The 25942-nt window shown below is 56.9% G+C and carries 17 protein-coding genes and 6 pseudogenes; 16 read left to right on the top strand and 7 right to left on the bottom strand.

The features are described 5' to 3' along the window. Positions 1–691: 691 nt before the first annotated feature. Positions 692–2491, bottom strand: coding sequence for an ABC transporter ATP-binding protein (locus tag EOC06_RS05345; RefSeq protein WP_127266823.1), 1800 nt, complete (start codon positions 2489–2491; stop codon positions 692–694). A gap of 637 nt (positions 2492–3128) precedes the next feature. Here EOC06_RS05345 and EOC06_RS05340 point away from each other — a divergent pair. Next, positions 3129–3878, top strand: a complete 750-nt coding sequence (locus EOC06_RS05340) for a LuxR family transcriptional regulator (RefSeq protein ID WP_127266824.1) — start codon at positions 3129–3131, stop codon at positions 3876–3878. Positions 3879–3894: 16 nt separating this feature from the next. On the opposite strand, the pseudogene EOC06_RS05335 reads toward EOC06_RS05340, so the two are convergent. Continuing rightward, positions 3895–4130, bottom strand: a pseudogene (locus tag EOC06_RS05335) (transposase); the annotation flags it as partial. 718 nt (positions 4131–4848) lie between these two features. Here EOC06_RS05335 and EOC06_RS05330 point away from each other — a divergent pair. The 4 genes from EOC06_RS05330 to EOC06_RS05310 all read left to right on the top strand — a co-directional run bounded on the left by EOC06_RS05330 (position 4849) and on the right by EOC06_RS05310 (position 9598). Next, on the top strand, positions 4849–5565 hold the full coding sequence (locus tag EOC06_RS05330) for a radical SAM/SPASM domain-containing protein (protein WP_236383545.1): 717 nt from the start codon (positions 4849–4851) through the stop codon (positions 5563–5565). A gap of 1055 nt (positions 5566–6620) precedes the next feature. Then, positions 6621–7877 (top strand): diaminobutyrate--2-oxoglutarate transaminase, encoded by a 1257-nt coding sequence (gene ectB, locus EOC06_RS05320; protein WP_127206334.1) that lies wholly within the window; start codon positions 6621–6623, stop codon positions 7875–7877. Beyond that, the gene (locus tag EOC06_RS05315) at positions 7870–8709 is read left to right on the top strand and encodes a hypothetical protein (RefSeq protein ID WP_126104996.1); all 840 of its coding nucleotides are present in this window, start codon (positions 7870–7872) and stop codon (positions 8707–8709) included. Before ectB ends, EOC06_RS05315 begins: the two co-directional genes overlap by 8 nt. A 145-nt stretch (positions 8710–8854) precedes the next feature. After that, complete coding sequence (locus EOC06_RS05310; protein ID WP_127266826.1) at positions 8855–9598, top strand: class I SAM-dependent methyltransferase; 744 nt, start codon at positions 8855–8857, stop codon at positions 9596–9598. 327 nt (positions 9599–9925) lie between these two features. Here the strand turns inward: EOC06_RS05310 and EOC06_RS44760 are convergent, their stop codons facing one another. The 3 genes and pseudogenes from EOC06_RS44760 to EOC06_RS05305 form a co-directional block, all read right to left on the bottom strand. Continuing rightward, entirely contained in the window at positions 9926–10054 is a 129-nt protein-coding gene (locus tag EOC06_RS44760) for a hypothetical protein (RefSeq protein ID WP_268931285.1), read from the bottom strand. Between the two features lie 306 nt (positions 10055–10360). After that, positions 10361–10553 (bottom strand): annotated as a pseudogene (locus tag EOC06_RS40020) (IS110 family transposase); the annotation flags it as partial. 613 nt (positions 10554–11166) lie between these two features. Continuing rightward, complete coding sequence (locus EOC06_RS05305) at positions 11167–12405, bottom strand: acetyl-CoA carboxylase biotin carboxylase subunit family protein (protein ID WP_127266829.1); 1239 nt, start codon at positions 12403–12405, stop codon at positions 11167–11169. A gap of 944 nt (positions 12406–13349) precedes the next feature. Between EOC06_RS05305 and EOC06_RS05300 the strand changes: the two genes are divergently transcribed. The 9 genes and pseudogenes from EOC06_RS05300 (at position 13350) to EOC06_RS05270 (ending at position 20022) form a co-directional block, all read left to right on the top strand. Beyond that, entirely contained in the window at positions 13350–14567 is a 1218-nt protein-coding gene (locus EOC06_RS05300) for an acetyl-CoA carboxylase biotin carboxylase subunit family protein (protein WP_127266827.1), read from the top strand. A 299-nt stretch (positions 14568–14866) separates the two neighbouring features. Continuing rightward, positions 14867–15001: pseudogene (locus EOC06_RS41745) on the top strand (oligopeptide ABC transporter ATP-binding protein); the annotation flags it as partial. A gap of 89 nt (positions 15002–15090) precedes the next feature. Further along, a complete protein-coding gene (locus tag EOC06_RS05290; RefSeq protein ID WP_127266831.1) occupies positions 15091–16494 on the top strand; it encodes a CapA family protein in 1404 nt (467 codons plus the stop codon). Between the two features lie 668 nt (positions 16495–17162). Beyond that, complete coding sequence (locus EOC06_RS05285; RefSeq protein WP_236383542.1) at positions 17163–17507, top strand: transposase; 345 nt, start codon at positions 17163–17165, stop codon at positions 17505–17507. After that, complete coding sequence (gene tnpB / locus EOC06_RS05280; protein ID WP_127266832.1) at positions 17504–17863, top strand: IS66 family insertion sequence element accessory protein TnpB; 360 nt, start codon at positions 17504–17506, stop codon at positions 17861–17863. The genes EOC06_RS05285 and tnpB overlap by 4 nt, the downstream gene beginning before the upstream one ends. 54 nt (positions 17864–17917) lie before the next feature. Further along, positions 17918–18380, top strand: a pseudogene (locus EOC06_RS45100) (transposase). After that, positions 18268–18898, top strand: a pseudogene (locus EOC06_RS05275) (transposase). The pseudogenes EOC06_RS45100 and EOC06_RS05275 overlap by 113 nt, the downstream one beginning before the upstream one ends. After that, positions 18819–19094: a transposase domain-containing protein gene (locus EOC06_RS45095; RefSeq protein ID WP_368773583.1), complete on the top strand. Its 276-nt coding sequence runs from the start codon at positions 18819–18821 to the stop codon at positions 19092–19094. Before EOC06_RS05275 ends, EOC06_RS45095 begins: the two are co-directional and overlap by 80 nt. Further along, complete coding sequence (locus EOC06_RS05270) at positions 18988–20022, top strand: IS110 family transposase (protein ID WP_128307256.1); 1035 nt, start codon at positions 18988–18990, stop codon at positions 20020–20022. The genes EOC06_RS45095 and EOC06_RS05270 overlap by 107 nt, the downstream gene beginning before the upstream one ends. Before the next feature lie 238 nt (positions 20023–20260). Here EOC06_RS05270 and EOC06_RS40015 read toward each other — a convergent pair whose 3' ends face one another. Continuing rightward, positions 20261–20536, bottom strand: a complete 276-nt coding sequence (locus EOC06_RS40015; RefSeq protein ID WP_164898472.1) for a hypothetical protein — start codon at positions 20534–20536, stop codon at positions 20261–20263. Between the two features lie 973 nt (positions 20537–21509). Between EOC06_RS40015 and EOC06_RS05260 the strand changes: the two genes are divergently transcribed. Both EOC06_RS05260 and EOC06_RS05255 read left to right on the top strand, forming a co-directional pair. Then, on the top strand, positions 21510–24176 hold the full coding sequence (locus EOC06_RS05260) for a condensation domain-containing protein (protein WP_128307255.1): 2667 nt from the start codon (positions 21510–21512) through the stop codon (positions 24174–24176). A 244-nt stretch (positions 24177–24420) separates the two neighbouring features. Then, positions 24421–25371: a class I SAM-dependent methyltransferase gene (locus tag EOC06_RS05255; protein WP_127266835.1), complete on the top strand. Its 951-nt coding sequence runs from the start codon at positions 24421–24423 to the stop codon at positions 25369–25371. Between the two features lie 84 nt (positions 25372–25455). On the opposite strand, the pseudogene EOC06_RS05250 reads toward EOC06_RS05255, so the two are convergent. Continuing rightward, a pseudogene (locus EOC06_RS05250) lies at positions 25456–25707 on the bottom strand (transposase); the annotation flags it as partial. Between the last annotated feature and the right edge of the window lie 235 nt (positions 25708–25942).

The raw sequence follows: 25942 nt of genomic DNA, 5'->3' as shown, positions 1-25942 counted from the left end.
GTGGCAGTCGTCACGACGCTGGCCTGTTCGCTGCTGCTTCAGGCCTGCTATTTCGGCTGCGTGCTCTTTTTCGCGGACGTCGATGATCTGTAGAACTGTTCATTCGCTCCGCAGAGGGCCGGCGAATCCAATCTCTTCCTAAGCCCGTTGGCCGTAATAGAAAGACACGAGGCCGGCGAGTTCGTCCTCAGCTGCCACTGTGCTAGCAAGGGAACGGAATCCAATCCCGGAGCAGATGGCCAGAGTTGAGCGAAGACTGCGGTCGGAGCTCCTGCGCTTCCGGGTCTCCAAGGGGACGACTTTGCGAACCGAAGGGACTTTGAAGCGTTGACGTGGTCGGCGTGCGGTAGGTTGGGCCAGCGACAGGGATCCCAGCCGGCCGGGAAGCACCGCCCTCTCAATGTGCGTTGACTTCGCTTCCTTTGGCAAAATGTGGGTAACGGCGAGGGCCGGGCCGTCGACATTCCCGCCCTTTTGGTGCGTGCGCCGTTAGGCGCGACAATTCGGTGCCCGCGTGTAACTGCGCGCATTCGCCGAAGCTTAGACGTGGTGCATTCCCGCTCGCCCGCTTGGCGGATAGTTCCGGCCGTGCTGGTTTTGCCGGCCGTAACGCCCGCCGCTCGTCGGTAAGGCCTCACTGCCACACGCCTCTCCGGCAACGGCTCGGCGCGTCGCGCAATCCGGTTGGCGCTCAGGCCAGGCCCTTCGCTAGCTCCAACGCCTGCCGTTCGAACAGGCGGCGGTAAATGCCACCATCGAGATTGATCAGCGCGGCATGATCGCCGTCCTCCATGATGCGGCCACGGTCGAAGACGAGCAGCCGATCGAGCGAGCGGACCGTCGACAGCCGGTGTGCGATGACGAGTGTGGTTCGGCCCACCATCAACCGATCCACCGCTTGTTGAATGAGCACCTCGGATTCCGAATCGAGGCTCGATGTGGCCTCGTCCAGAATAAGGATCGGCGCGTTCGCGAGGAAGGCGCGCGCGATCGCCACGCGCTGGCGCTCGCCGCCGGAGAGCTTCAAACCCCTTTCGCCGACCAATGTCCCACAGCCCTTCGGCAGGGGCGCGATGAATTCGTGGGCACTTGCCAGCCGTGCCGCTTGCTCGATCTCGGCCCGGCTCGCGCCAGGCCGGCCATAGGCGATGTTCTCGGCAAGCGACCTGTGAAACAGGATCGGCTCCTGCTGCACGATCGCGATCTGCGAACGAAGGGACTCTTGGGTCACCTCGGAGACGTCCTGACCGTCTATCAGGATCCGGCCGCCGCTCAGGTCGTAGAGTCTCTGGATCAGCTTCACGAATGTTGTCTTGCCGGAACCGGAGGGTCCAACCAACCCAACCCTTTCGCCAGCTTCAATCGACAGCGAACATTCGCTATAGAGCGGCAGGGGATGGTTGGCGTAGCGGAAGTGGACGTTCTCGAAATCGATACGGCCCTTCGTGATCCGGATCGGCTTGGCCTCTGGACGATCGGCAACATCCACGTGCTGATTGTGGATGGCCACTAGTTCTTCCATCTCATTAACCGAGTGCTGCACGTTGCGGACATGCATGCCGGCATCACGCAGATAGCCCTGCAGGACGATGAAGCACGTGAGAACATATGCTATCTCGCCCGGCGTTGCCTGTCCATGCGACCACAGAAGCAGGGCATATCCGACCACCGCCACCCTGAGCGCAACCAAAGTTACGCCTTGGGTTGAGCCGATGATCGTTCCGCGCACCCAACTCCGGCGCGCGCGGTGCCGCCATTTCGTCATGATGTTTGCAAGCCGCTCGTCTTCGCGAACCTCTGCGCCGAAGCCCTTGACCACAGCGTTGCAACTGACCGCGTCCGCAAGCGCGCCGCTGAGCCTTGTGTCCCATCGGTTGGCAAGGCTCGCCGCTGGCGCGACATAGCCGAGCGACAGCGAAATCGAAAACGCAAGGTAGACGAGAGAGCCGCAAGCAAAGATCACGCCCATGACCGGCCAGTGCCAGCCGAGCAGCACCGTCGAGCCGATCAAGATGACAAACGACGGGAGCAGCGTGACGAGTATCGTGCTGTTGAGGAGGTCGAGCGCCCACATGCCGCGCGTTATCTTGCGCACTGTCGAGCCGGCGAAGCTGTTTGCATGCCAGTCTGTCGAAAAGCGCTGCACATGATGGAACGCTTCGGTCGCGACGTCGGAAATCATTTTCAACACCAAGTCGTTCAGGCCAATTAAGGCGACGTGGCGCATGGCAATGGAACCGAGTGCCAATGCAATCGGTACAGAGAATGCTGCAACAGCTGCCGAAGCTGGTGCTGCCGCATTAGCAGCACGAGAAACAGCGTCGATAAGTCGGCCAGAATAGAGCGGCATCAACACGTCAGCCAGCGTGGAGGCGAGCATCGCGGTCATGATGATCGCGAGCCGGGCCGGCTGCCTGTTCCAGAGGCGAACAGTGAAGGCGAAAACGTCGCGACAAGTGGCGCCGCGCCCATGGACGGGGAAACGTCTCATAGTTTCCAAGCGGGCGCATCAACACGCTCGGTCCCAAAGACGATAAAAGACAAAACTGGAATTTCGACCTCCCCCATAACAGCATCAATTTTGGCGGGCAGCTCTTGCCGCCTCACGACGGTGAGTTCAAAAGTCGTGCCAACTGAGCGGGAACATCCGAAGGACAAATTCAGCAGGTTACCGAGCCTGGAGAAAGTCAGCCGCCATCCAGTCGAATACGATTGCTACGGCTGCTCAACTCGGGAGATTGGAAAAGAAGGTCGATGTATCGATTGAATTTTGAGCTTGTTCTTGCCTCGATCAAATAAGTACAGTTGCAATGCAGCTTTCTCAGGCCCGGCACTTAGGTGCTGATTTCAAAAGTGCGCCGCGAATACTTTCCTGCCCATATTCCGTCAATCGAATGCTCGACTGTCGGATTGTGCGCTCCCCGACACAGTGCTGTCGGTTCGCCTCCTGGGTACCTCCCCCGTCGATTGACGACCTGAAGGAGAAGCTTCGCTCGCAAGCTGGCACGACTCTTGAGGGTACTCCAGGTGGCGGAAGGAACTCCGGCTCGAGTCCCGTTGACTTCGGATGTTGCGAGGCTGGGTTGGAGCAAACTGTGCACCAATGAGAACGCAATGAAGGAGACATCATGGAACTCCGGCGGATTGCGGTGGAGTTAGACCTATTCCTCAAGATGACTGATGATGTCGCTCAATCCGAACAGTTGTTCGAACTGTTGTCTGCGTTTGCGCTGAATTTCGATTGCCCGTGGATTGCCTATGGGTCGCTCGCATCAGAACAGAGGGTTTTCAAGCCGAACCGAGAGGGTTCTGTGGTGATGTGGAATTATCCTGCTGAATGGCAGGAGCGCTACTCGAGAATGGGCTATGCCAAAATAGACCCACTCATCAAGAAAGGTCGAAAGGAGGCGGGACCCTTTCGATGGAGCGAGGTGTATACCGATGAAAGCATAACTGAAGATGGACGCCGCGTCTTGGACGAAGCAGCAACATTCGGCTTGAGGTCAGGCGTTACCGTCCCATTACATGGCCCTGGTGGCAGCTTTAGGTTTGTGAGTTTTGCTCAATCCTCGGACTGCGAATTGCAGAATAGAGCGATCACCTACCTGCAAATGGCCGCGCTGCGGTTTCATCGGATGGTTACGAAGTTCGACACTACGACTGCGTCGGAACGAGCTCATAACCTGTCTCCGAGAGAAATAGAGTGCATTGATTTGGTGTCACAAGGAAAATCATCTTGGGAAATAGGAACTATTTTAGGCAGATCACGAAATACGATAGATTTCCATTTAAAAAATGTAATGCGGAAGTTGGATGCGACCAGCAGAACGGTAGCTGTTGTAAAAGCTTTGAACCTTGGGATTATCGAACCGCCGTAGGTGCGCAGCTAGTTCTCCGCCCGTAGTAGCGCGCGTGATAGCCGAGACGCTCCGGCGTGCGCTCGCTCTTCGAAGCACCCAGCGCCTCGTCCATCTCGGCCTCGAGCACCTCCTGCATCACGGCGCGAATCACCTCGTGCAATCCATCCGGCCTCGAAAGCAAAATGTCGTTGACGCTGCTATGGCGGATTTATCTTCAGGCTTGGTCCTGGTGGCGATGCTGAGTTCGCTTCGCTGAGATTGGGCGGTCATGACAGGGTGGTGTTCAATGTCACCGATTCCTGGAAGAAATTACCATCCGTATTAAGCGACTGACGATGAGTGATGTGTGTCCAAAATCTGACAGCTGTCAGAAAACATGTCGGGTTCAATACAGCGGAGCGTCTTAGCTCTGTCGGGCTTTTCGAAGCCTATCTCGCAGTAACTGCGCGCCAGGCGCACTAGCTCGGCCTTTGCTGGTCGATGTGCGGCAATATAGTGTGAGGGCTGACCCGCATGAGAACACGGAACTCGCTCGATGAAGGATGATCGACGGCATCCAGAAAGCTTCTCTCCGGCGGGTTCGAGGGTGCTGCGCGCGCATCTCGGCGACGGGCCAGCGACCAACGGTTGAGGCTACATCTCCGGAGCGAGTGATGCCTCGAAAGATGCAATGCTGTCTCTGGTCCGACGCGCTGGAAGTTTGTGAAGGTCGGCCCGGCAAGTCGGTGAACCGGGCGGCTTAGGCTGCCAAAAAGGGTAGATGTCTGCGTTGCCTCGGTAGATCAGCAGGCGGTATCAGAAAGCCAAAGGCACACGCACACCATCGTGGCGCTTCGCAGGAAGTAGATGGGAGTAATCACCAGTGATTTTACCGGAACTTCGCTCAGCAAACACAGCCGGCAGGGTTTTGGAGATAACGACGACCACGGGATGCGTCGTAGGATGTTCATATTGTCCCCAGGACAAGTTCGCGGTCCGGCAAAGAAAAGTGTCTCATGCGAGTCATCTGGATCTTGAAGATTTCAAGCGGTGTCTGGCCCGCGTACCGACTTCCGTCGACATTGGTTTTGCGGGATACTCCGAACCTTGGCTCAATCCGGACTGTACCGAAATGGTGGAGCACGCCTTCGCCAAAGGCCATGGCATCAGGATTTTTACGACGCTGGTGGGAATGAACGGGCAGGACCTGCAACGATTGCAAGCCTTGCGCTTGGGCGTATTCGTGGTTCATGTTTTCGATGATGGCACCTACATGAACAGCCGCCTGGTCGGAGACAAGTATCGCGATCTGGTTCGTCAACTCGTCGACGCGGATATCCCCTTGATCCGGTTCGTGGCTTTGGGCGAGCCCCACCCAGATATAGCCGACATTATTCCTACCGAAGCACTGATAAAAGCGCGGCCCATGAGCAGTAGGGGTGGAAGCGTCGACCCTAAGATCGTTGCACCACGTCAGCCAGTGGTCGGAGCCCTAACCTGCGTGGACGCACGACAGTATCGGAATGTTCTTCTTCCAAACGGCGACGTTACCCTGTGCTCTATGGATTTTGAACGGCGTCACGTATTGGGCAACCTTCTATATGAGGGTTACTCCGCTCTGTTTGAAAAGCCAGTTTTTCGCGAAATCGTCGACCGCATGAATGGAGCAGATGGTTTTCTGCTTTGCAGGATGTGTGAATTCGCCGACCCAAACGACCGGACCTGAGTGCATGCCGGCCGAGAGGGCGTGCCTGGCAGTGCGGATGGCCCCACGACAGATGCACCTGCCCGCGACGCCATCGTGTTTTCACGTTACGCCAGTATGTTCCTGTAGGCGCGGCAGTGGGCCTCGAGCATTTCGGAGACGAGCTCATCGAAAGGTCTTCGCCTTCCAACCGAGCTTGTCGGCCTGCCTAGCTTGAGGTAACGCCGATCACAGGTCAACCATCGGTCGGATGGAAACAGTGTTAGTCGATCCCGATCAGAGCTTGATTGCTTACTCACGGCTCACCTCGTCAACGCCTTCACCCTCCCGGACGATCTCCTTTTCGACTCGCCTGAAGGCAGCAGCGCAGCTGCGGCCGGGGATGGTTGCCGTCGCGGTAGTGGACGTTCTCGAAACCGATGCGGCCCTTCGCCAGCGCGTCTCCCGGTTGCTTCCGCCTGGCCTACGAACGGGCTTTCCGTCAAGGGGGTCCACGGCGGCCCCGCCCTCTTGATCCGGGGGCTCGGGCCAGTCATCGCGCAAGAGATCGGAATCCGCATTCTTCTCAAAGAGAGCGTGGCTTTCGCTGTGTCATCGGTCATCAAATAGTTTCTTGAATCAGGTTGGTGTCCGCAGCCCGAGGTTGAACGGCGAATATATTGATGACCGCCGCGAAGCCGCTCGCTCGCTACGGCGCTATTGAGGAGCGCGCTCGCGAGCGGCTTCGCTACCGCCGAGCGACACAACCTCTGGCGACGCGACCCTGCTGATCTCCTTGGACATTTGTCCGGAGGCGCTATGGGCAGCGATGGGTGGGGTACGTCAACTACCTGATGCCATAGTAGCGATGCTTTCGCGGAAGCTTTAGAAGCCATCCTGTTGCAGCACATTCTCCGAAAGCATCCGAATGGAGGGCAACGCAACCCAACAATATTTGATGAGGATGCCGGCATCACCAGACTAACCAAGGCTGCCTCCGGCATTCTGCTCTCAATGTTAGATGACGAACATCTACCGCGAGCAACCAGCCATTAATCGCTCTCTTCTTTGAACGACCCAAGTGCAGAGGACTCAATATGAACACCGACCCTTTCACGGCCCATGAGTCCAACGTTCGTCGCTACGGTCGGTCGTTTCCCGCCGTCTTTGCGAGGGCACTTGGGGCCACCATCTGGGACGAGACCGGTAACGCATACATCGACTTCCTCGTTGGGTCCGGGGCGCTCAATTACGGGCACAACAATCCGGATATCATGGCGCCGGCGATTGAATATCTCGTCGGTGAGAACATTCTTCTGTCGCTTGATATGCATACGGCGGCAAAGCGTGACTTCATTGAAGGGTTCGTCGATTGGATCCTGAAACCCAGAGGCCTTTCATACAAGATTCAGTTTCCTGGGCCGACCGGCACGAACGCCAACGAAGCGGCTCTGGCGCTGGCGCGAAAATACACCGGCCGCTCGAGCGTCATGGCCTTTACGAATGCGTTCCACGGCATGTCGCTCGGCTCTCTAGCGGTGTCGGGCTCGGCCTCAACCAGGGAACTGGGAGGCGTCGCTCGCCACGATGTGATCCGTGTTCCCTATGACGGCTATCCGAGCCAAGCTTTCGATTCCGCCAGTTACATCGACAGCGTTTTGAGCGACCCGGGGAGCGGCATAGAAAAGCCTGCCGCAATCATTCTGGAGACCATCCAGGCGGAAGGCGGCATGAACGCCGCGTCTGCAGCTTGGCTCATGGAAATTCAGCGCATTTGCCGTACTCACGGCATTGTTTTTATCGTCGACGATATTCAGGCGGGTGCGGGCCGAACTGGCGATTTCTTCTCATTCGAGTCCGCGAAAATCGAACCGGATATTGTGTGTCTTTCCAAGTCACTAAGCGGTTCAGGTAGTCCGCTGTCCATCGTTCTGATTCGACCCGACTTGGACGTATGGAAGCCCGGAGAACATAGCGGGACCTTCAGAGGCAACAATTTCGCCTTCGTGACGGCAGGAGCCATGTGCAAGATGTGGTCGGATAGGAAATTTACTGCAGGTGTCGAGCGGACAGCCGTCAGGCTGCAAACGCACCTCGATCGCCTGGTTGCGAAATTTCCGAGGTACATCGAACAGAAGCGCGGCCGCGGTCTGATGGCCGGCCTGAAATGCCGTTCACCGGCAGTTGTCGGCCGCGTGCACGATGTCGCATTCGAAAATGGCCTTCTTATCGAATCCTCGGGGCCAAATCGCGACGTTATCAAAGTCCTCCCACCGATAACCATCACCGATGCCGAACTCGATCGTGGCATCACCATCCTTGAACACGCACTACAGGAGCAAGACAATGCCTAGTCAGATGTCTCAAGTGCCAGCCATCTCGCCGGTTTCGATCAAAGAACGGACCGGCTCGATCAACACTGCGGAAATCATCTCGGTCCTGAAAGGTGAGCTCACCGCTCTGCACATCAAGCAAGCTTTCAGCACCGAAGTAGCCGAGGAGATCACTACGAACTTTATTGGAAGCTCCGGTCTCAGAGAGCGTAAAGATGGTGTGCCCGGACAATATGTCGGCGCATCTCACTACAGAAAGGATGCAGCCACCTATTTCGCAGACGCCGAAAACGCGCGGCCGTACGTCGATGCCCTTTTTAAGAATTTGGTTGACCCGGTTCGAGCGGTATTCGGGGCGTTGAAGCGAGAGCTTCACAACCAGGGCATCGAATTGCGGCTGGCGCGTTCCGAACACGGCCAGGCCAATGTTTGTCGCGGCCTCAGTTGGTCGGGCACAGGCACGTTTTCCTTGGATCCCCACGACGACGTCGCTCAAGTCTTACGTGCTGGCGATGATTACGAGCTTTCTGCGGTGGCGCACAATACGGTCGCAGCGCTCAACCTCTATCCCAGCATGCCTGAGGAAGGCGGCAATCTGAAGCTCTGGAGCCACAAGCCGACGGTTGCGGACCGGATATCGCAAGGTGTGGAGACCACTGGATACCCCTATTCGGCAGCCTATCTGGAGGCCGTCCCTTGCCGCGAGTTCGAGCTCAAAACTGGGGATATCGCCCTAATCGATGGCGGCTTCGTTCACGGGGTTACCGGTCAATCAGGCAACGGAAAGCGTCGCGTGCTGCTGAATTGCTTTTTCGGATTTGCGCGGCCAGATCTTGTTCTCTGGTGGACCTGAAGCGGGACTGACCGGCTTCCTCCAGCGCCGGTCACTTTGGGCTCGTCCGCGTAAGTGGGCAAAAGTATATGGCGGCAAAATCTTATGCCGCAGTTAAAAAGCGCGCACAGTGAGAATAGAACATCAAGCATAACGAGGACACACGATGTGTGATGCGACGAACTATGACGAGAATTGGGCAGACGTTTATGAAATATATACGACAATGCAAGGTAAGACCGGAGAGGCAGACGAAACTGCCGCTTTCTTAGAGCGGTTTTCCTGTGGAGGGATTGCTCTTGAACTTGGCATAGGAAACGGACGCGTGGCTGTGCCGTTGAGCGAACGTGGTGTAAAGGTCGAAGGTATCGACAATTCGGGCGCCATGTTGAAGCTTCTCGCCGACCGCACAGATCTTATCAAAGCGTGGAAAGGGAGTATTGTCGATTTCAATTCTGTTAAGAGATACAATCTGATCTATTCTGTATATGGTACTCTGACCCTGCTATTAAAGCGCGAAGACCAAATATCCTGCCTGAAATGTGCGGCGCAGGCTCTTGATGAAGCTGGGGCTTTGGTAATAGAGGTGCGCGTGCCAATATTAGATGGCTTCCTTGGGGGTATAAAGGTTACTATGACTACCACAACCGTGGATTCCGAGAATACCTTCGTCAAGGCGGAAGCTCACGATTCGCTCAACCAGAATTTGATTTCAAACCTGTTTTGGTTTTCTGGTACGTCTGTCCGGCGATTGCCAGAGCGCGTTCGTTACGTTTATCATCAGGAGCTCGATAGCATGGCCCAATGCGCAGGGCTAGAACTGGTGGAACGCTGGGGCGATTGGGCGGGCGGTGCGTTCACGGATAGGTCCAAACGGCATATCTCAGTTTATCGAAGAATGGGACTGTAGTTTCGACTAAATATATAAAGGCCGCGCTTTGATCGTGCGCACGGGAAGTCCGTGGCGTGGCCTTCCAGCCTCTTTCTGAAGTTGGAACACCGTCTTCACCGCGATTGGGTCAAAGCCGATGTTCCGTTGGGCTGTTAGAGGTCTGTTGGACTAGCCTAACATGAGTTCGCCATGATCGACGCAACCACAGGTCTCAAAAGGGCGACCCTTAGCCAAGCCGTAGACCGCTCCAAAGGCGGCATGACTATGCGCTCACCGATGCGCTCGGCATCTCGTCCGCTTCGTTCTCCTGCCAGGACATCGTTTACATGCGGTGGGCGTCACCCGCTAATAGACGGCATAGCCTTCGGCGAGCCGATTGCCGATTTTCGACAGCAACACCGTTATTGCCGATCTGAACGAACGCGCGCCAAGATCGTCATCTCGCAGCATCGAGGCGCGCCTTGCCTCTGCCACTCGATCTCGAACTCTATATGTCGTCATCTGATCGAGAACGTCTTCTGCAAGCTCAAGGACCTCAAGCGTATCCGCCGCGCGAGCTGACAAAACCGACCAATGCTGCAACGCAATCACCCTCTCGCAGCCGCCGTCATAAACTGACGATGAATTCAACAGGCCTTAGTAGACACCTGAAGAGGTGGAGCGAGGCGCCGACCTCCAAAGCGATGGTGCCGGTCACCGCTGGCGGCGCAAGGCTAGGGTCCACGTCCTGACCAGCGAACCACGATCTTTGGCCGACACGCCGAACACGCGCGGCGCATCATGCTTGAGCATGAAGGCGCTCACTGCTGGCAATGGAGCTGCGGTGTCTCGGCCGCGGCGGGCGGCGCGAACGAGATCGCGCTTTGCTTCACGGCAACCCATACCGCCGTCAGTTCGCCGGCGCGGAGCAGCCTTGCCAATGAAAGAGCATCCCCGTTTGTCCTCATCTGATCTCCTACTTCCTTAGGACCAGCGGCGCGCGACCGCGGTTCATTGATGGCCGAAGGAACGGATCAGCCCGGTAGAGGCCAAAGCCGGTTGGGCTGCCTAGGTGAAGTGGATCCAATGGCACCCTTGGATAATGCAGCGATCCGTCTAGGAGATGCGTCGACCTCGCCGAACAACCGAACCTCATTCCTCCGCTTCGCAACATCGAAGCGGCAAATGCTTCCCTATAGTCTGCCACGGCTCGCCCTCTTGTTGTGACGACCAGGCTCCTACCGTCCGAGCCACCAACCCTAGGAAGGGCAGTTTAGGGCGGGCAGCAGCGGATCGCACCTCGAAGCTCGTCCTCGAATTGTATGGGAAGGACACCCCCGCCCTCTCAAGAGACTTCTTGCTACTCTTGTACATGGCCGTTCCCTATCGGATCCACACCCGTGCTCACCGACAACGGCATTTAGGTCAAGACGCCCGACGCCGGCGGTTCGGCCGTGCCATTGATCAAGGAGGCCATCGCAAATGACAAAACGCCTCTGGCATGCTTTCGAATACCCCTGCCCCGATGGAACGAGCACCAACCAAGGCAAGACATCCGTTTCGCTCCGAGACTACATTTAGTGGCCCTTTTGACGAACGGTCGCAAATTACTCCCGTTGGCCATGTTGCTGAAATGGGGTAATCGACCACTCCATCGAGTCGATTGCACGCTGAAGTGCTGTCTCCGTTTGAGTTGGGCAGGCCGACACAGCGATGACATGTCCGATGGTATCTCGGTAATCTCCTTTCCTGATGATCGGAGTTTTGGGTTCGACGTATAATTTCACCTCGGCGACACCTGGTATAGCAGTGGCCCTGTCGACATTCATTGAGGCAAACATGCCCTCGCGATCAGGAACGAGGAATCGCGCGGCCGCAAAATTCGAATGCCATTTGCGCAAATCCCATTCCTCGCCGATAGCAAGCTTGATGTGCTCGGTGATGAGGTCGATGCCGTAGGCCAACTGAACCAGCCGAGGGGTGGTCCCACCTGGGAGACGCGGATTAACTTCAATGACCATTAGACCACGCTTCGTCCATCGAAATTCGATATGCGCTGGACCCCAGTCAAGGTCGAGAATTCGCAAACAACTCAACGAAACACTGGCGATCAGTTTGTGCTCTTCTTCTGTCAGCAGGGCCGGAAAGGAGAAATGGCGATAGACGAAATGGGGTAGGGGTCCGAAGCTAGCGGCGCAAATTCCGATGACGTCGTTACCCATTGTGTAAGAGCTATACTGGGCTCCGTTCGCGAATTCTTCGACGAGTAATTTTGGGGTTGACTGGCAAAGGTACTTTTCGCCCAACAGGTAGGTCGTATGTTTGGCTAACTCATCGAGGTTGCGGCACAATCGGACACCGCAGCTCCCGCTGCCGACGGCTGGCTTAAGAACTACCGGCAGCCCAATCTCTGCGGCAGCGCTTTCTACCTCCATAGCATCCACTGCCAAGCGGTAAGCAGGCATAGCAATCCCAGCCTCCGCTAGAAGCTGACGTTGAGTGAACTTGTCGCAGCATCGTTCAACCGATGCGGGGTTCGGTCCCGGAAGACCGAAATGCCGACAAAGCTTGCCAACTGTCGCATAGATCGACTCGTCGAGCCCCGAGAAGCCAGTGATACCACGAATGTCATAGGTAGTACCTAGTCGGGAACATTCATGAACCAGCGCATCGATGTCGTCTGTATCGACGCGGACGGCATCAATCCCTTCCGCAGCAAGATATGTGTACTGAGCTGGATCAGCCGACAAGGTAATTGTATGAAGCCCAAGACTCTGGGCCGCTTTCACGTAGGGCAGACCGATGCTCCTGTGGCCTTCTAGCAGAATGAGCGCTCTATTTGTCATTTGGTATTGCCTCTCGGTGATGGCCAAGTCACGAGCGTTAATCGGTGTCACCTTTTTCGCGTTCTTTTGTCATGCTCGTGCTGAAGAGTACCAGCGTCAGCGCAAAAGTTCCGTGAATCTATTGTAAAGATTTGTGCGCATGTACACTCGCGAGATGCACCTCGGCGCTCCGCCAGGCTTCGGATCAAGATTTTCGCGTCCGCCGATGGCACATTCGATGCGCCTTCCAGATAATGTCGCGAATCGCTCCCAGCAACAACCCCCTCGAGCCGGAGCCAAGGCGTAGCTGACCCTGGCATAACGCTAAGTTCAGGCCGCTGCGACTGAGGCGCGTAGATCCCGCTCTCGCTCTCTATCGTAGGTGGTGGGAAGCTACCCGTGGTCGTGGCGGCCATCTCGCGCGTAAATAGTGAGTTTCCCACCGTGGCCCAGCCCCGGTGTACAGCGGACTGGGCCGAGGCTCGTCAACGACGTGCCCACAGGAGGCGGCCAACTCGACGGTGCGCGTTGCCTTGGCTTCGTTCCCGAGGCGTGGGTACAGAACGCTAGACCAATCGCAATTAGAGAAGCCCGCTTCGGTCAGCGCGCTTATGATGCGACTAACGACGTCAGTATGGCCCAGATCCACCTTTGTTGGCCAGCGTCATGGCGGCAAAGCAGTCGGACTGGCTGGAACTGCACACGGTCGGGGATGGAGCTCAGAGACGACGGTTGACCAGACTCTCGTCCGCGGGTTGGATACCCTCCGTGTTTTCGTCTCGGGGCTTCCTGGTCGAAAGGCGGGCGGCGGGTGAATTGGCTCAGCCACATTGAAACAATATCTTCAAGTAACTTTACCATCTCTTTGCAAATAAACGTCCTCGAAAATGCTACCTCACCGCAGGCCCACAGTTGGTTGAATTCGCTCGGGCCGCCGTGTCGCACTTATCCGAGGGTCAATAGCAATGGCAAGAGCGCTCATCCTGATCGAAGGTTCAAGCAACGGACCTCTTTATATGCAAGCAGCCAAGCGTCTTGGCCTTCATCCAGTCACACTATCGGCTGATCCAGCTAAGTACACATATCTTGCTGCGGAAGGGAATGATGCCGTCCGCGTCGATACAGACGACATCAATGCGCTGGTTCATGAGTGCTCACGACTAGGTACTACCTATGACATTGCTGGAATTACTGGCTTTGTGAGCCGCGGGGAGATTGTATATGTGACAGTTGGTAGGCTCTGCCGACATTTCGGTCTCCCGGGGCCGAATCCCGAGTCTGTTGAACGATGCTGCGACAAGTTCACTCAACGTCAGATCCTCGAGGAGGCTGGCGTTCCCATTCCCCTTTATCGATTGGCAGCAGATGCGACGGAGGTAGAAAGCGCTGCCGCAGAGATTGGGCTGCCGGTAGTTCTTAAGCCAGCTGTCGGCAACGGTAGCACCGGTGTCAGATTGTGCCGCAACCTTGATGAGCTAACGCAACATACAACATACTTGTTGGGCAGCGGGAAGCGAATTTCGCGCCCCCCCCGTAGGATGCTTGTCGAACAATTCGCAGAAGGTCCATACTACGAAGCCGAGATAATGGGCAAGTCAGTAGTTGGTGTTACTGCCGCTGAGTTCGAAGCCCCCCCACATTTCGTGTTTCGTGAGAGCATCTTTCCGGCCCTGCTCAGCGATGATGAACGCAATTGTATAGCCGACGTTTCGCTGAGCTGTCTGGAGGCTCTCGGACTTGGATGGGGACCGGCAAATATAGAATTCAGGTGGACAAACCGTGGCCCAGTCGTCATTGAAGTCAATCCGCGTCTAGCGGAGGGTATCACTCCTCGGATAGTCCGGCTAGCCTATGGTGTCGATCTCGTCGCGGAACATATCAAGCTCGTCATCGGCAACGAATGGGACTTGCGCAGTAGGCATTCGCACACCGTGGCCACACGGATCCTCGTTCCGGATCGCGACGGCATTCTCGATTGGATCGAAGGCGACAAATTAGCGGCTGCTATACCAGGTGTTGTAGAAGTTGAACTGTACGTTGCATCCAAGGACCTGATTGTTAGGAGAGGCGATTGGAGAGACCGCATGGGACACGTCATTGCCGCTTCACCCAGTCCGATTCTGGCCAAGGCGATACTTCAGCGTTCGGTCGACCTGATCGATTGGTCCATCATAGATCGATGAGCAGCCCCTAGCGGCGGAAGAGGGGCGGTGAGGTACTGATTCTTTTACCTGTGCAGGATCGCCTCACGGGCAATCGGCTAGGGGGCGTGGGTTTTCTGGTGCTCAGTCTGCCGACGAGCAGAGCGTTTTGGCCGGGGCGACTGTCGCGCAACAGGATCACCGACCAACTTCGGTCGCACTCTCGCATCAGAAGCCCCACCCTCCGGAAGAAAGGCTTCAAAAAACTTTAAAATAACTTTAGTGATTGTTTGCATTCTTAGATTGTCAACAGTGGTAACCTCGCGGCGAGTTAGGAGCCCGAGCGCTGCCGCAACGAAGTCCCCCCTTTGGTTCCAATGGCAGACGGGCGCGTCGTGGCCTGTCATGTGCGGGCTCCGGCCAGAGCCGCGTCTCCGAAACCGGCTGAGGCGGTCAAATCCTCGCTATTTCTGTGAGACAGTCACAGATCAGTTTATCCGAACAAATTTTCCACGAACAGACGCGAACACTCGAGATGCGGTCAAAGGAGGCAATAGAATAATCTATGGAAAGAAATCACGAAAGCGGCTGTCGTTCAACTCAACAGGTTGGCAGCTATGATACAGTCGGTTCAATTGCCACGAACGTTGCCGATGGCTTCAAGATGGTAGCGGTTGGCGACCTTATTCTGTCGCGGGCGCTGATGAAAGGCCACCATTCCGGTTTTGCGGATGTCGTCGAAATCCTTCGTGATGCCGATGTCACGTTCGGGAACATGGAAACCCTCATCTTCGATATCCGGTCATTTAAGGGAAGCCCCCAGGCTGAGTACGGTGGTGCGTATCATATTAGCCTGCCGGAGATCGGACCTGACTTGAAAGAGATGGGCTTTAACCTGGTGAGTCGGGCGAACAATCATACCCTCGACTGGGGCCTCGAAGGCATGCGCGAGACGAGCCGAGTGCTCAATGAGAACGGGATCATCCATGCAGGTGCGGGCGAGAACCTCGCACAGGCCGGCGCTGCTCGCTTCTTGGAGACCGCTCGCGGTCGCGTGGCATTGGTGTCATTTGCTGCATCGTACTGTTGCATGGCTCGTGCGGGCGATCCCGCCGGCGAGGCACCTGGCAGGCCAGGACTCAATGCTCTTCGTTTGACGAAAAGCATCGTGGTTCCTTCGGAGATGCTGGAAAATTTGAGGCAAGTACGAGAAGTCTTGCCGTATTATTGTCCTCCCGGACGGGATCCAAGCCGCGTTGTCATTGACGGTACTACATTCAAGGCCGGCGAAAAAGCAGGCTATAGCTTTGAAGCCGATTCGCGTGATGTTGCTGAGATTCTACGAAATGTTCGTCGGGGCAAGCAATTCTCTGACTTCTGTATCGCTACAAACCATGGTCATGAACAGGAATGGAGCGACGAACCGCCTGACTACGAACAGTCGCTTGCCCGCAGCCTTATCGATGCTGGAGCGGACGCGTACATTGGCCACGGGCGGCATCAACTGCGAGGTATCGAGATCTACAAGGGTCGACCAATCTTTTATGGCTTGGCGAATTTCTTTTACGATGACCTCCGAACGCCTGCGGGTGCGGACATGTTCGCTGTTCACGGCATGGATCCAAAAGTTGACACGGATGCTGAGGTCAGCATCCACGAGCTGGCAAAAGGATACCCGACCGCAGAGGGGCTTGTGGGAGGGCTCTCTGACCAAATCTACTATGAGAGCGTTATCTCCGTCAGCCGCTACGAGAACAATCAGCTCGCTGAGTTGCAGCTCCACCCGGTTGAACTCGGGCACTCGAAGAGGTTTGCCAATCGGGGCGTGCCGCGTTTCGCCTCGGAGCCGCAAGCAACTGCCATTCTGGGCCGGCTCCAGAGGCTCTCAAAGCAATATGGCACCCAAATCGACATCAAAAAAGGTGTCGGATTTATCCGCCCGCAGCCTTCGCGCAATGACAACGAATGAAGCAATGCTGGCGCTTGCTGTCATCGGGGCGAACCTCACTGCTGGACGGCGCTGATTGGGGCCACAGCAACGAAATTGCGCGCTGTGACAGAGTTCCTGCGCGGTGTGGCCGTGAGCCGAGCCTCATGCGCGGCGAAATTTGTCGATATCTGCATTGATTGCTTTTTCCGCCCGCGCCTCGCGCTTGATGGAACGAATGAACTCCAAAGGGGGTGGTCTGCTGTATGTATACCGCGCCGTCCAGCACGATGCGCAAGCCGGACCCATGAAGCGATACGGGCTGAGGCCGTGGAGCCTGCCAGATATCGCGGGGTCGAGGCCGAAGGGGGCGGCGGAGCCTGCGTAGCCGAACGCGAACGGTAGGTCCAGCGCGATCACTTCTTGCCGGGCCTAGCCTGCACTAATGGGCGAACATATGCTGAACGACTCCGCGCAAATGCAAGGCCGGGAGTTGATCCGGAAGCATACTTGGCACACTATGTTCTAAGGCCGGAAGAGGTTGTCTGAGGACGCACCCCACCTACTGCTTTAAGCCACCAGATCGTTTGCGACTGCGCGGTGGCCCGTACGCCTCCGGCGAAGGCCGCCTTGCGAGAGGAGGGCACGGTAGCGAGGCTGCGCTCTTAGGGTCGTCCTTACGAGCGAAGTTAGCAGCACAGCATGAGCATGTGACGTTATTGACCGGGCCGGAGCGGCGGCGTCGTTGGAGTGAAGCGGATCAGTGCCGGATACTGGCCGCGGCATTCGCGCCCGGGGCCACGGTGGCGGCGGTGGCGCGTCAGTACGATGTCGCGACCAGCCTGATCTATAAGTGGCGCCGCACGGTGAGAGCCCGCGAGACGGACTTTGCCGAAGTTGTCGTGGCTCCCGACGAGCCTGTCGCCGTTTCCCGGCCCGCGGCATCACCAGCGGTGATCGAGCTGGAGGTCGGCGGCAAGGTGCGGCTGCGGAGTCCGCTGACCACGCCGCCAACACTGGCGGCGGCGATGGTGAAGGCGCTGGGCGTTTCATGATCCCGGTCCCGAGCCAGGTGCGGATCTGGTTGGCGGTCGGCCGGACCGGTATGCGTCGCGGGATGCAAGGCCTCGCTCTGCAGGTTCAGGAGACGCTGGGCCGGGACCCGCATGCCGGCGATATTTATATCTTCCGCGGACGCAGCGGCAATCTGATCAAGATTATCTGGCATGATGGGCTCGGCATGTCGCTGTATGCAAAACGGCTCGAGAAGGGCCGGTTTCTCTGGCCGTCGCCGGCGGACGGCACGGTTTCCATATCACCGGCGCAGCTCGCCTACATGCTCGACGGGATCGATTGGCGCAACCCGCGTCACACGTTCCACCCCCCAGCGCGCGGGCTGAGTTTTCTTTGAGTTTGCGCCATTTTCCGCGAGTCAGCGGACGCGTTTTATGGTTCACTCCAAGGCATGGTTGCCACCGCCCAGGATGCTGTTCCGCAGCCGCTCAACCGTCAAGCTGAACGCTATGCCCGCGAAGGCGTACCGCTCAGCCTGTCGACGCTCGCCGATCAGGTCGGCGCCGGCGCCGCGGCGCTGATGCCGCTGTTCTACCCATGTGCTGGCTGCTTCACGTCTGCACGGCGACGATACGACGGTGCCGGTCCTGGCCAAGGGCAAGACCGATACTGGTCGATTATGGACCTATGTGCGCGATGACCGACCGTTCGGCGGCGCCGATCCGCCGGCGGCAGTGTTCTACTATTCCCGCGATCGCCGAGGCGAACATCCTGCGGCCGCATCTCGCCGGCTGGAGCGGCATTCTGCAGGCCGATGCCTTTGGTGGTTACGGCTATCTCTATGCGACGGGTCGTCAGCCGGCGCCTGTTCTGGAGGCCAGCTGCTGGATCCACAGCCGGCGCAAAGTGGTTGAGCTGGCCGATGTCGAAGCGGCGGCGCGCAAGAAGGCACATGGCGAGAAGCCCAACCTGGTCTATCCGCTGGCGGTCGAAGCCGCGAAGCGCATCGATGCCTTGTTCGATATCGAGCGCGCGCCTGTCGCCGGCCCAACGCCACGCCGTGCGCCAAGAGCGGAGCGCGCCGCTGGTCACCGAGCTCGAGCGCTGGATGATCGAGACGCGCGACAAGCTCTCGCGCGGGCACGACCTGACCAAGGCCTTCAACTACATGCTGCGCCGCTGGTCATCCTTCACCGGGTTCCTCGAGGATGGGCGGATCTGCCTATCCAACAATGCTGCCGAGCGAGCCCCTGCGCGGCATCGCTCTCGGCAGAAAGTCCTGGCTGTTCTGCGGTTCCGATCGCGGCGGACAGCGCGCTGCCGTTCTCTACAGCCTGATCGTCAGCGCCAAGATGAACCATATCGACCCGCAGGCCTGGCTCGCCGACGTCCTCGCCCGACTGCCCGCCTATCCGGCCCATCGGATCCATGATTTGCTGCCGTGTTGGGGTGGACGGCTCCCAACGGCATCGCAGTGTGCCAGAATGAGTTCGTTGATAGCTCAATCGAGGGAGACCGTCCGTGGAAGAGATTATCCGAATTGGTGTGGATACGTCAAAGAGCGTTTTCCAATTGCATGGCGTGAACGCAGCCGAGCAGCCAGTCCTGCGCAAGAAGCTTTCGCGTAGAGAGACGGTGAAATTCTTCGAGAAGGCACCACCGACCACCGTCGCACTCGAAGCCTGCGGTGGCTCTCATCATTGGGCGAGGTTGTTAAGTTCGTTCGGTCACGAGGTGAAATTGATCGCGCCTCAGTTGGCGAAGCCTTATGTGAAACGCGGCAAGAACGACGCGGCTGACGCGGAGGCTTTGTGTGAGGCGATGAGCCGACCCACCATGCGGTTCGTGCCGGTGAAGACTGCGGACCAGCAGGCGGCGTTAATGCTGGTCGGTGTGCGAGAGAGACTCATCCGCAATCGGACACAGCTTGCCAATGCTATTCGCGGTTTTGCCATGGAGTTCGGCATTGTCGCGGCCACCGGCATGTGCCGGATAGAACCGCTATTGGAGCGCATTGCGGCTGATCAATCCCTGCCTGAATTGGCCCGCGAGCTTTTTGCCATGCATGGCGTTGAGTATCGAGACTTGCTTGCCGAAACAAAAGCCGTCGAGGAGAAATTAACCGCGTTGCATCGCTCCGATGAATGCAGCAGGCGGCTTGCCGAAATTCCGGGTGTCGGACTGGTCGGCGCATCGCTTCTGATGATGAAGACTCCAGATCCCAAGATGTTTAAGTCGGGTCGCGATTTTGCCGCCTGGATAGGGCTTACACCAAAAGACCATTCGACCGCAGGCAAGGCCAGGCTTGGGGTGATCACCCGAGCTGGCGACGAGATGCTGAGGAGCGTATTGGTGGTTGGCGCAACTGCTCTTCTTCAGCATATCAGAGCAGGTCGAAGCAGACATCCTTCCCGATGGCTCATCGAACTCCTGCAACGGAAGAAACCGAAACTAGTTGCGGTGGCGCTCGCCAACAAGATTGCCCGTATTGCCTGGAAGCTCATGGTGAGCGGCGAAACGTACCGGCGACCGGAAGGAGAAACACAGGCAGTATAAGGAGATTGGCCATCACAGTGAGCAGAATAGAATGCTACCGTGTTGAGCTGATGCTGTGAACTTGCAAGAGAAAAGCAGATGGTGCGATCGATCGATCCAAGACGCGTGACACTCCGTCAATTCCATTGGCCTTTCAAGGTCGTTGCCGTGTTAGGAACATGCGTTGCGGAAACCATCTTGGCCAGTGGTCATGTGCGACCACACACAAAGGCCGCACATATGGAAGCAAGCGATCCGATCAAAAATATCTGTAACAAACACTTGCAAGTGGGAGCCGTCCACATATGGAATTGGAGATCCGCAAAATTGCGGACCCAACCAGCTGCACGTCTACACCGTCGAACGTGTCGCCAGGGACCTCGGCGTCAGCGAAGCGCTCATCCACGAACTGACCCTCGGTCTGGAGCCCGAGGACGGCGTCATCTGGGTGTACGGCGCCAATGATGACAACGGGATCTTGGCCTTCACCGATGAAGGCACCGAGGAGCTCAAACTCCTCCTCGAAGAATATCATCGCGTCTCCCCATCGAAAGCTTGACCCCAGCACTCCGGTGCTCAGGTTCTCATGGCCACCGGATACGCACCTCTGCGGTCTTCACCGGACGCGTACGTGGCCCGCGCGAAGCAGAGGGACTTTCGGATCATAGCGCACAGGGCGACGGGGGCGAGGCAAAGATTCGTTTCGCTTCGATAACCACTTTTGTCCCGCCTGGAGGCGTGAAGATCGCAGCGCCAATCCGCAATAACCAACTCGATTGGGATCGTGAGATTGAGTTTGCGCATAAACATAAATCCCGGTATCTGCCTCAAGCGGGAAAGAAAGCCGTGCGAGGATGCGGCATCACGATGGCAGCCGTCCTCAAAGGCTGGCGCACGATCGCCTTCGCGCAGGCCGAAAGGTCCGATCCGCAATCGTCAAAGCTGCGGTCATCAGGCAGGAGCGGGATAACACCTTCGCGATTTACAGCGTCGCGAGCCGCGTGAACCGCTTACCGAACCGGACAACTTTGACTAGCTACCGACACAAAGGCTTCGGGGCAGAGTGCTCACTCAAAGCTGCTGTTTCACTCGGCTATTGATATCTGGAGGCAAATCTTTCCAAATCCGATGCACCGAGGCGGCGATCGTGCGCCCACTAGGCGGACGTCGCAAATGGACATGCGCGCACCAAATGGGCATCAGCGGCGGCTGTCTGCACTGATTTACGAAGTTGTTCCCCGATCCTCGGGCACTCCAGTTTCCCTTGGTTCGACGGGAAGAGAGATTCGGTAGAGCTCCGGAGCGTTACCTTTTGTACCACCGTAGCAAACGAATAGTTTGAAACCCGACACACCCAGCTGCAAAGATTCACCGCTGCAGCGCGAAATGCTCGGCTTTTGCCCTCTTGCCGAAACAGCACCTTCGGTGGCACGCCGGTTGCAGACGAGTCAAGTGGAAGGACCCGTTTGACCTTAGCGGTTTCAGAATCTCCAATCGTAGGACTTCATATGAAATTGGCTAGGACCATCGCAATTAACGAGCCCAACGACCCCACGAATGCGGTTCAGGCAATTGAAGCCTTGTCGCGTCCGCTGCGGATACCACTATCATTCCACCAGCAACGGCTCTGGTTCCTGTCGCATCTGGAGAGCGGCAGTGAGGCATGCCACATCCAACTGGGGCTTCGCGTTCGCGGCCAGCTTGACGAGGTGGCCCTACATTCGGCCTTGAACTGCTTGATGGCGCGTCATGAGGTACTGCGCACCACCTTCGCGGTGGAGGACGGCGAACCGTTCCAACAGATCAGGCCAGTGGACGTTGTGCCGCTTAAACGGGAGTATCTACCGGCCCCAGCGGAGGGGGAGGCAGAGGAGATACTAACTGAGTTAATGCGCTATGAAGGGCAGGCCGGGTTCGATCTGGAAGCCGGGCCGCTGATCCGCGCGCGGCTGGCGCGCTTACGCGAAGATGATCATTTGCTGCTGATCACCATGCATGAGATGGTCTCGGACAGTCAGTCCCGTGAGATCCTGCTACGCGAACTGAGCGAGTTCTACGCTGCGGCTCAAGAGGGCCGCGTAGCGCGGCTGAGGGCACTGCCAGTCCAGTATGCGGACTACTCGATTTGGCAGCGACGTTGGCTGACAGCTGAGGCTTTGGAGCGGCAGTTTAGATACTGGCTTCGAATGCTAAATAGCGCCTCAGCGGTGCCTGAGCTGCCGACCGACGTGCCACGTCCAGTAAAGCAGGAATTTGCAGGCAGCTACGTCGACTTCGTGTTGCACGAGACATTAAATGCAAAGCTGAAGGTGCTGAGCCAGCGTCGTGGAACCACGCTGTTCGTTACGGTGCTAGCGGGCTGGGCAATGGCGCTGGCGCGTTTGTCGGGTCAGGACGAGGTGGTGATTGGCACGCCGTGCCCAGACCGCACCCGGTCAGGAAGCAAGGGGCTGATCGGTTGTTTCTCCCACTGCTTGCCGCTGCGGATCGACCTGTCGGGCGATCCGACGCTGGAGACAGTGCTGGGGCGAGTGAATGCCGCCGTGCTTGGGGCCCTTGATCACCAGGATCTGCCCTTTGAGCAGGCGACGGACGTCGTTGGTCCAATTCGCAAAGGTGCTCAAACCCCAATTGTGCAGGTCATAGTCAAATCAGAAAATACTGTTGGAGAGACGGTGGAACTGCCAGGGCTCGAAATTGTATATTCTGACGCTGGTGATTGTGTCGCGCAATACGATCTGGCTCTTAATATCTTTGAGCTCGGCGAGGCTATTTGTGGCAGGCTAGTTTACCGGACATCGCTGTTTGGGCGGAGCTCCGCCGAGCGGTATGTGGCCTATTTGCAGCAGGCGCTAGGCCAATTGGCGGCCGATCCCGGGCAGCGACTCTGGTCAGCACCACGGCTGGCTAATGAACGTCGATTCCCGATTCAGTCGAATCTAACGGAAGCAGCCTCTCCCCGGGACCGCTCGGCTCACGAGTTGCCTGACTCGGAGGCGGACCGGGTCCCGGAAGTGATTGAACCCGGTGAGTTGAACGCGCTAGGACCCTCCGCGGCACCTCCGACTTGGGCTACTCAAGTACCGCGCACCAACTCGGAGCCGCGAACGCCTACCAGGGTTATCAATTTTATCGAGGGGACGCGTGTCGTTAGCGAGGGCGAACTGCAAAGCAACAGCATCATGCGTTGCCATGTCACAAAGTTTTACCACGAACAGATCATCAACAGCGGTTATTACGAACATCTGAAGTATATTGTGCAGCCGTCATTCGCTGAATTCAACAGCGGCGGCAACTTGGATACCAGTGGTGAGCAAGATAACACGATATTTCCGGGTTTTCAGCATAAATACGCCCAAACAGGACTAATCATAGCGACAGACCGTTGCGTTTCATATTGTCGCTATTGTCTGAGAAAACGAATTGTCGGCAAAAATTCCGATGAGACAGCAGTTGATTTCGAAAGTATTAGAAAATACATCATGAATCACCCGGAGATTACAAATGTGCTAGTAACAGGAGGTGACCCGTTTGTTCTCAATACGGCAAGTCTGCAAAAATTACTTGGCAATTTGCTGGATATCCCTCATGTCGACTCGATCCGAATAGGCACTAAGGCACTGGCCTATCAGCCCAAGCGCTTCGATGACCCGGATCTGCCGGCGTTGTTTACGCGGATTCATAACGCAGGAAAGGCTGCAGTAATCGTTACGCACTTTGACCACATTGGCGAAATCTCCGCCCTCGCGGAGGCTAAAATTCGGCTCCTGCGGGCACAGGGCGTTCAGTTTCTTAACCAGACTGTGCTTCTCGCGAATGTCAACGATGATCCCGAGATCTTGGCTGCTACTTTCGCCAAGTGCCACCAGATGGGTGTGCGACCGTATTATCTATTTCAAGCCAGGCCGGTGAAAGGCGCATCTCATTTTCAGGTTTCGCTGCGCAGCGGAATAGAGATTGTGCGCGGCATCAACCAACGTCTCAGCGGTATCCAAAAAACATTCAAATACATCATGTCCCACTACACGGGAAAGATCGAGATCCTCGACATTGGAGCAGATGCCCGATTATACATGCGCTACCATCAAAACAATACTTGCGAGAAGATCGGAAAGATCTTCTCTCGGCCTCACCTTGAGGGCGCTTGCTGGTTGGACGACTTGCCTGAAGGTTAGGATTGAGAGGCGCACAACATGAAGTCCTCAAATTCGGAAGGTCCAGAGTAAGCCTCGCTCGAGGTACATGCGTCATCTTCTAAAAACCGGTCTCTTGGTGCGCGATACACAGGATTTAACCAACGGACTATCGGGGTACTGATTTACAGGCGTCTTTGCTCGGCAAGCGTTCAGGCAAAGGCGTTGCCCGCTCTCACCCTAAAGATCGCTCGGCTCATGGGCGGCTAGTCACGAGGAGTATTGCATGAGTTCTCAAGGGATTGCTTCGCACTTCGACCTGTTAAAAAAGCTAAACCCATTGGCCTTCATGGCGATCGAACCGCGAGTTGTTGCAGAACAGTCCGCCCGCCACGACGATCTGGCCAATCTCTCGCGCAACGAATTCACCTCGGAAGGACGCGGGGCGGATTACCTCGATAGCATTCAATTGTCGCTGCTAGCGCGATCCGAAGGTGTGATGGATCTTCTTGGGAAGATGCACCCCAATGGTTGCGAAGGACTTAGTCCATCACTGATTATCTGCGATCTGCTAGCTGGTGACGGATATGTGAACAAGGTAGCTCATCGAATCTTGGGTGAGGTGCGCTGCCCGACGTTCATCAACTCTGATATCTCCCAGTTCATGGTGGACCGCTGCATCCGGGACGGCCTGTTTGCGATCTGGCAAAGTGCGGCCGATCCGTACTGCATTAGAGATGGCTCGGTGGATGGGGTGCTGATGGCTTACGGAACGCATCACATCCCGCGCGCTCTGCGCGCCACCGCTGTTCAGGCATCTGCGCGAATTCTTCGGCCCGGTGGCATCCTTGTTCTTCATGACTTCGAAGAAGGCTCACCCACTGCCCGCTGGTTCGCTGACGTGGTGTCCACTCATTCCGTGACGCCTCACGAATATCCTCATTTTACAGCTGGCGAAGTGCTCGATTTATTCGCTTCTGCGCAGTTCGATCACATAACAGTGCAGCGTATCGCAGACCCGTTTGTTATGGTCGGGGCGAACAAACAAAGTGCTTTGCAACTATTAGCCGAATATGTGGTGAAGATGTATGGTCTGGAAGAACTGCGGTCCGACCCGAAGCGTGTGCTCGAACTTCTTGACAATTATTTCGGGCTCATCGTGACGCCAACCTCTTGCGGTCAGTTCGAAGCGCGTATAACGCGCAATGCCTTGGTCGGGAGCGGGCGACGCTTGTGAAAGATGGTGTCGCTTATCAAAAAGAGGCGAACCTCTTGCTCGTCAGACGGAAGGAGCGCTCGACCACGTTGCTGTCGATCTCCCGGCGAGCTTGGTTTTCTGGCTGATCAAGCCGAGCTTTTGGCGCAGCCAGGGTTCGAGATCGGCGATGATAGCGCGGCTATTTTCCTGACGCATCGCACGGCGTCCTCGGCCGGTCGGCCGCGGATGCCGTCCTCGATCTTACAGAGATCGGCGATCCGTCTCAGCGCCTTCACTGGCGATCGGCGCGCGACCGGCTGCCGCCAGTTCATAGAAGCGTCGGCGCACATGTGCCCAGCAAAAGGCGAGCGTGACACTAAATTGAAATTGGACCACTCGACCGGATCATCGCGAATCTTGGTGTGCTCGATATAAACCTTGTTGAACTCACCGACGGGGTCTGACAAAGAACTTCGATACGCAACATAATTAATCTGCTTCCCTTGCCGCAGGAGTGCCGCCCCCGCCGGGCAAAATATCATGCTGCTAGGGCTAAAGCGAATATTTACGATTGGATATGGTATGACAGGACCTGACCAGGAAGTCCTGT

Origin of the sequence: Mesorhizobium sp. M7A.F.Ca.MR.362.00.0.0 (assembly GCF_004023175.1) — a bacterium.
Lineage (GTDB): Bacteria > Pseudomonadota > Alphaproteobacteria > Rhizobiales > Rhizobiaceae > Mesorhizobium.
The sequence above is the reverse complement of the archived record's forward strand: the minus strand, read 5'-3'. Positions and strand labels throughout refer to the sequence as shown.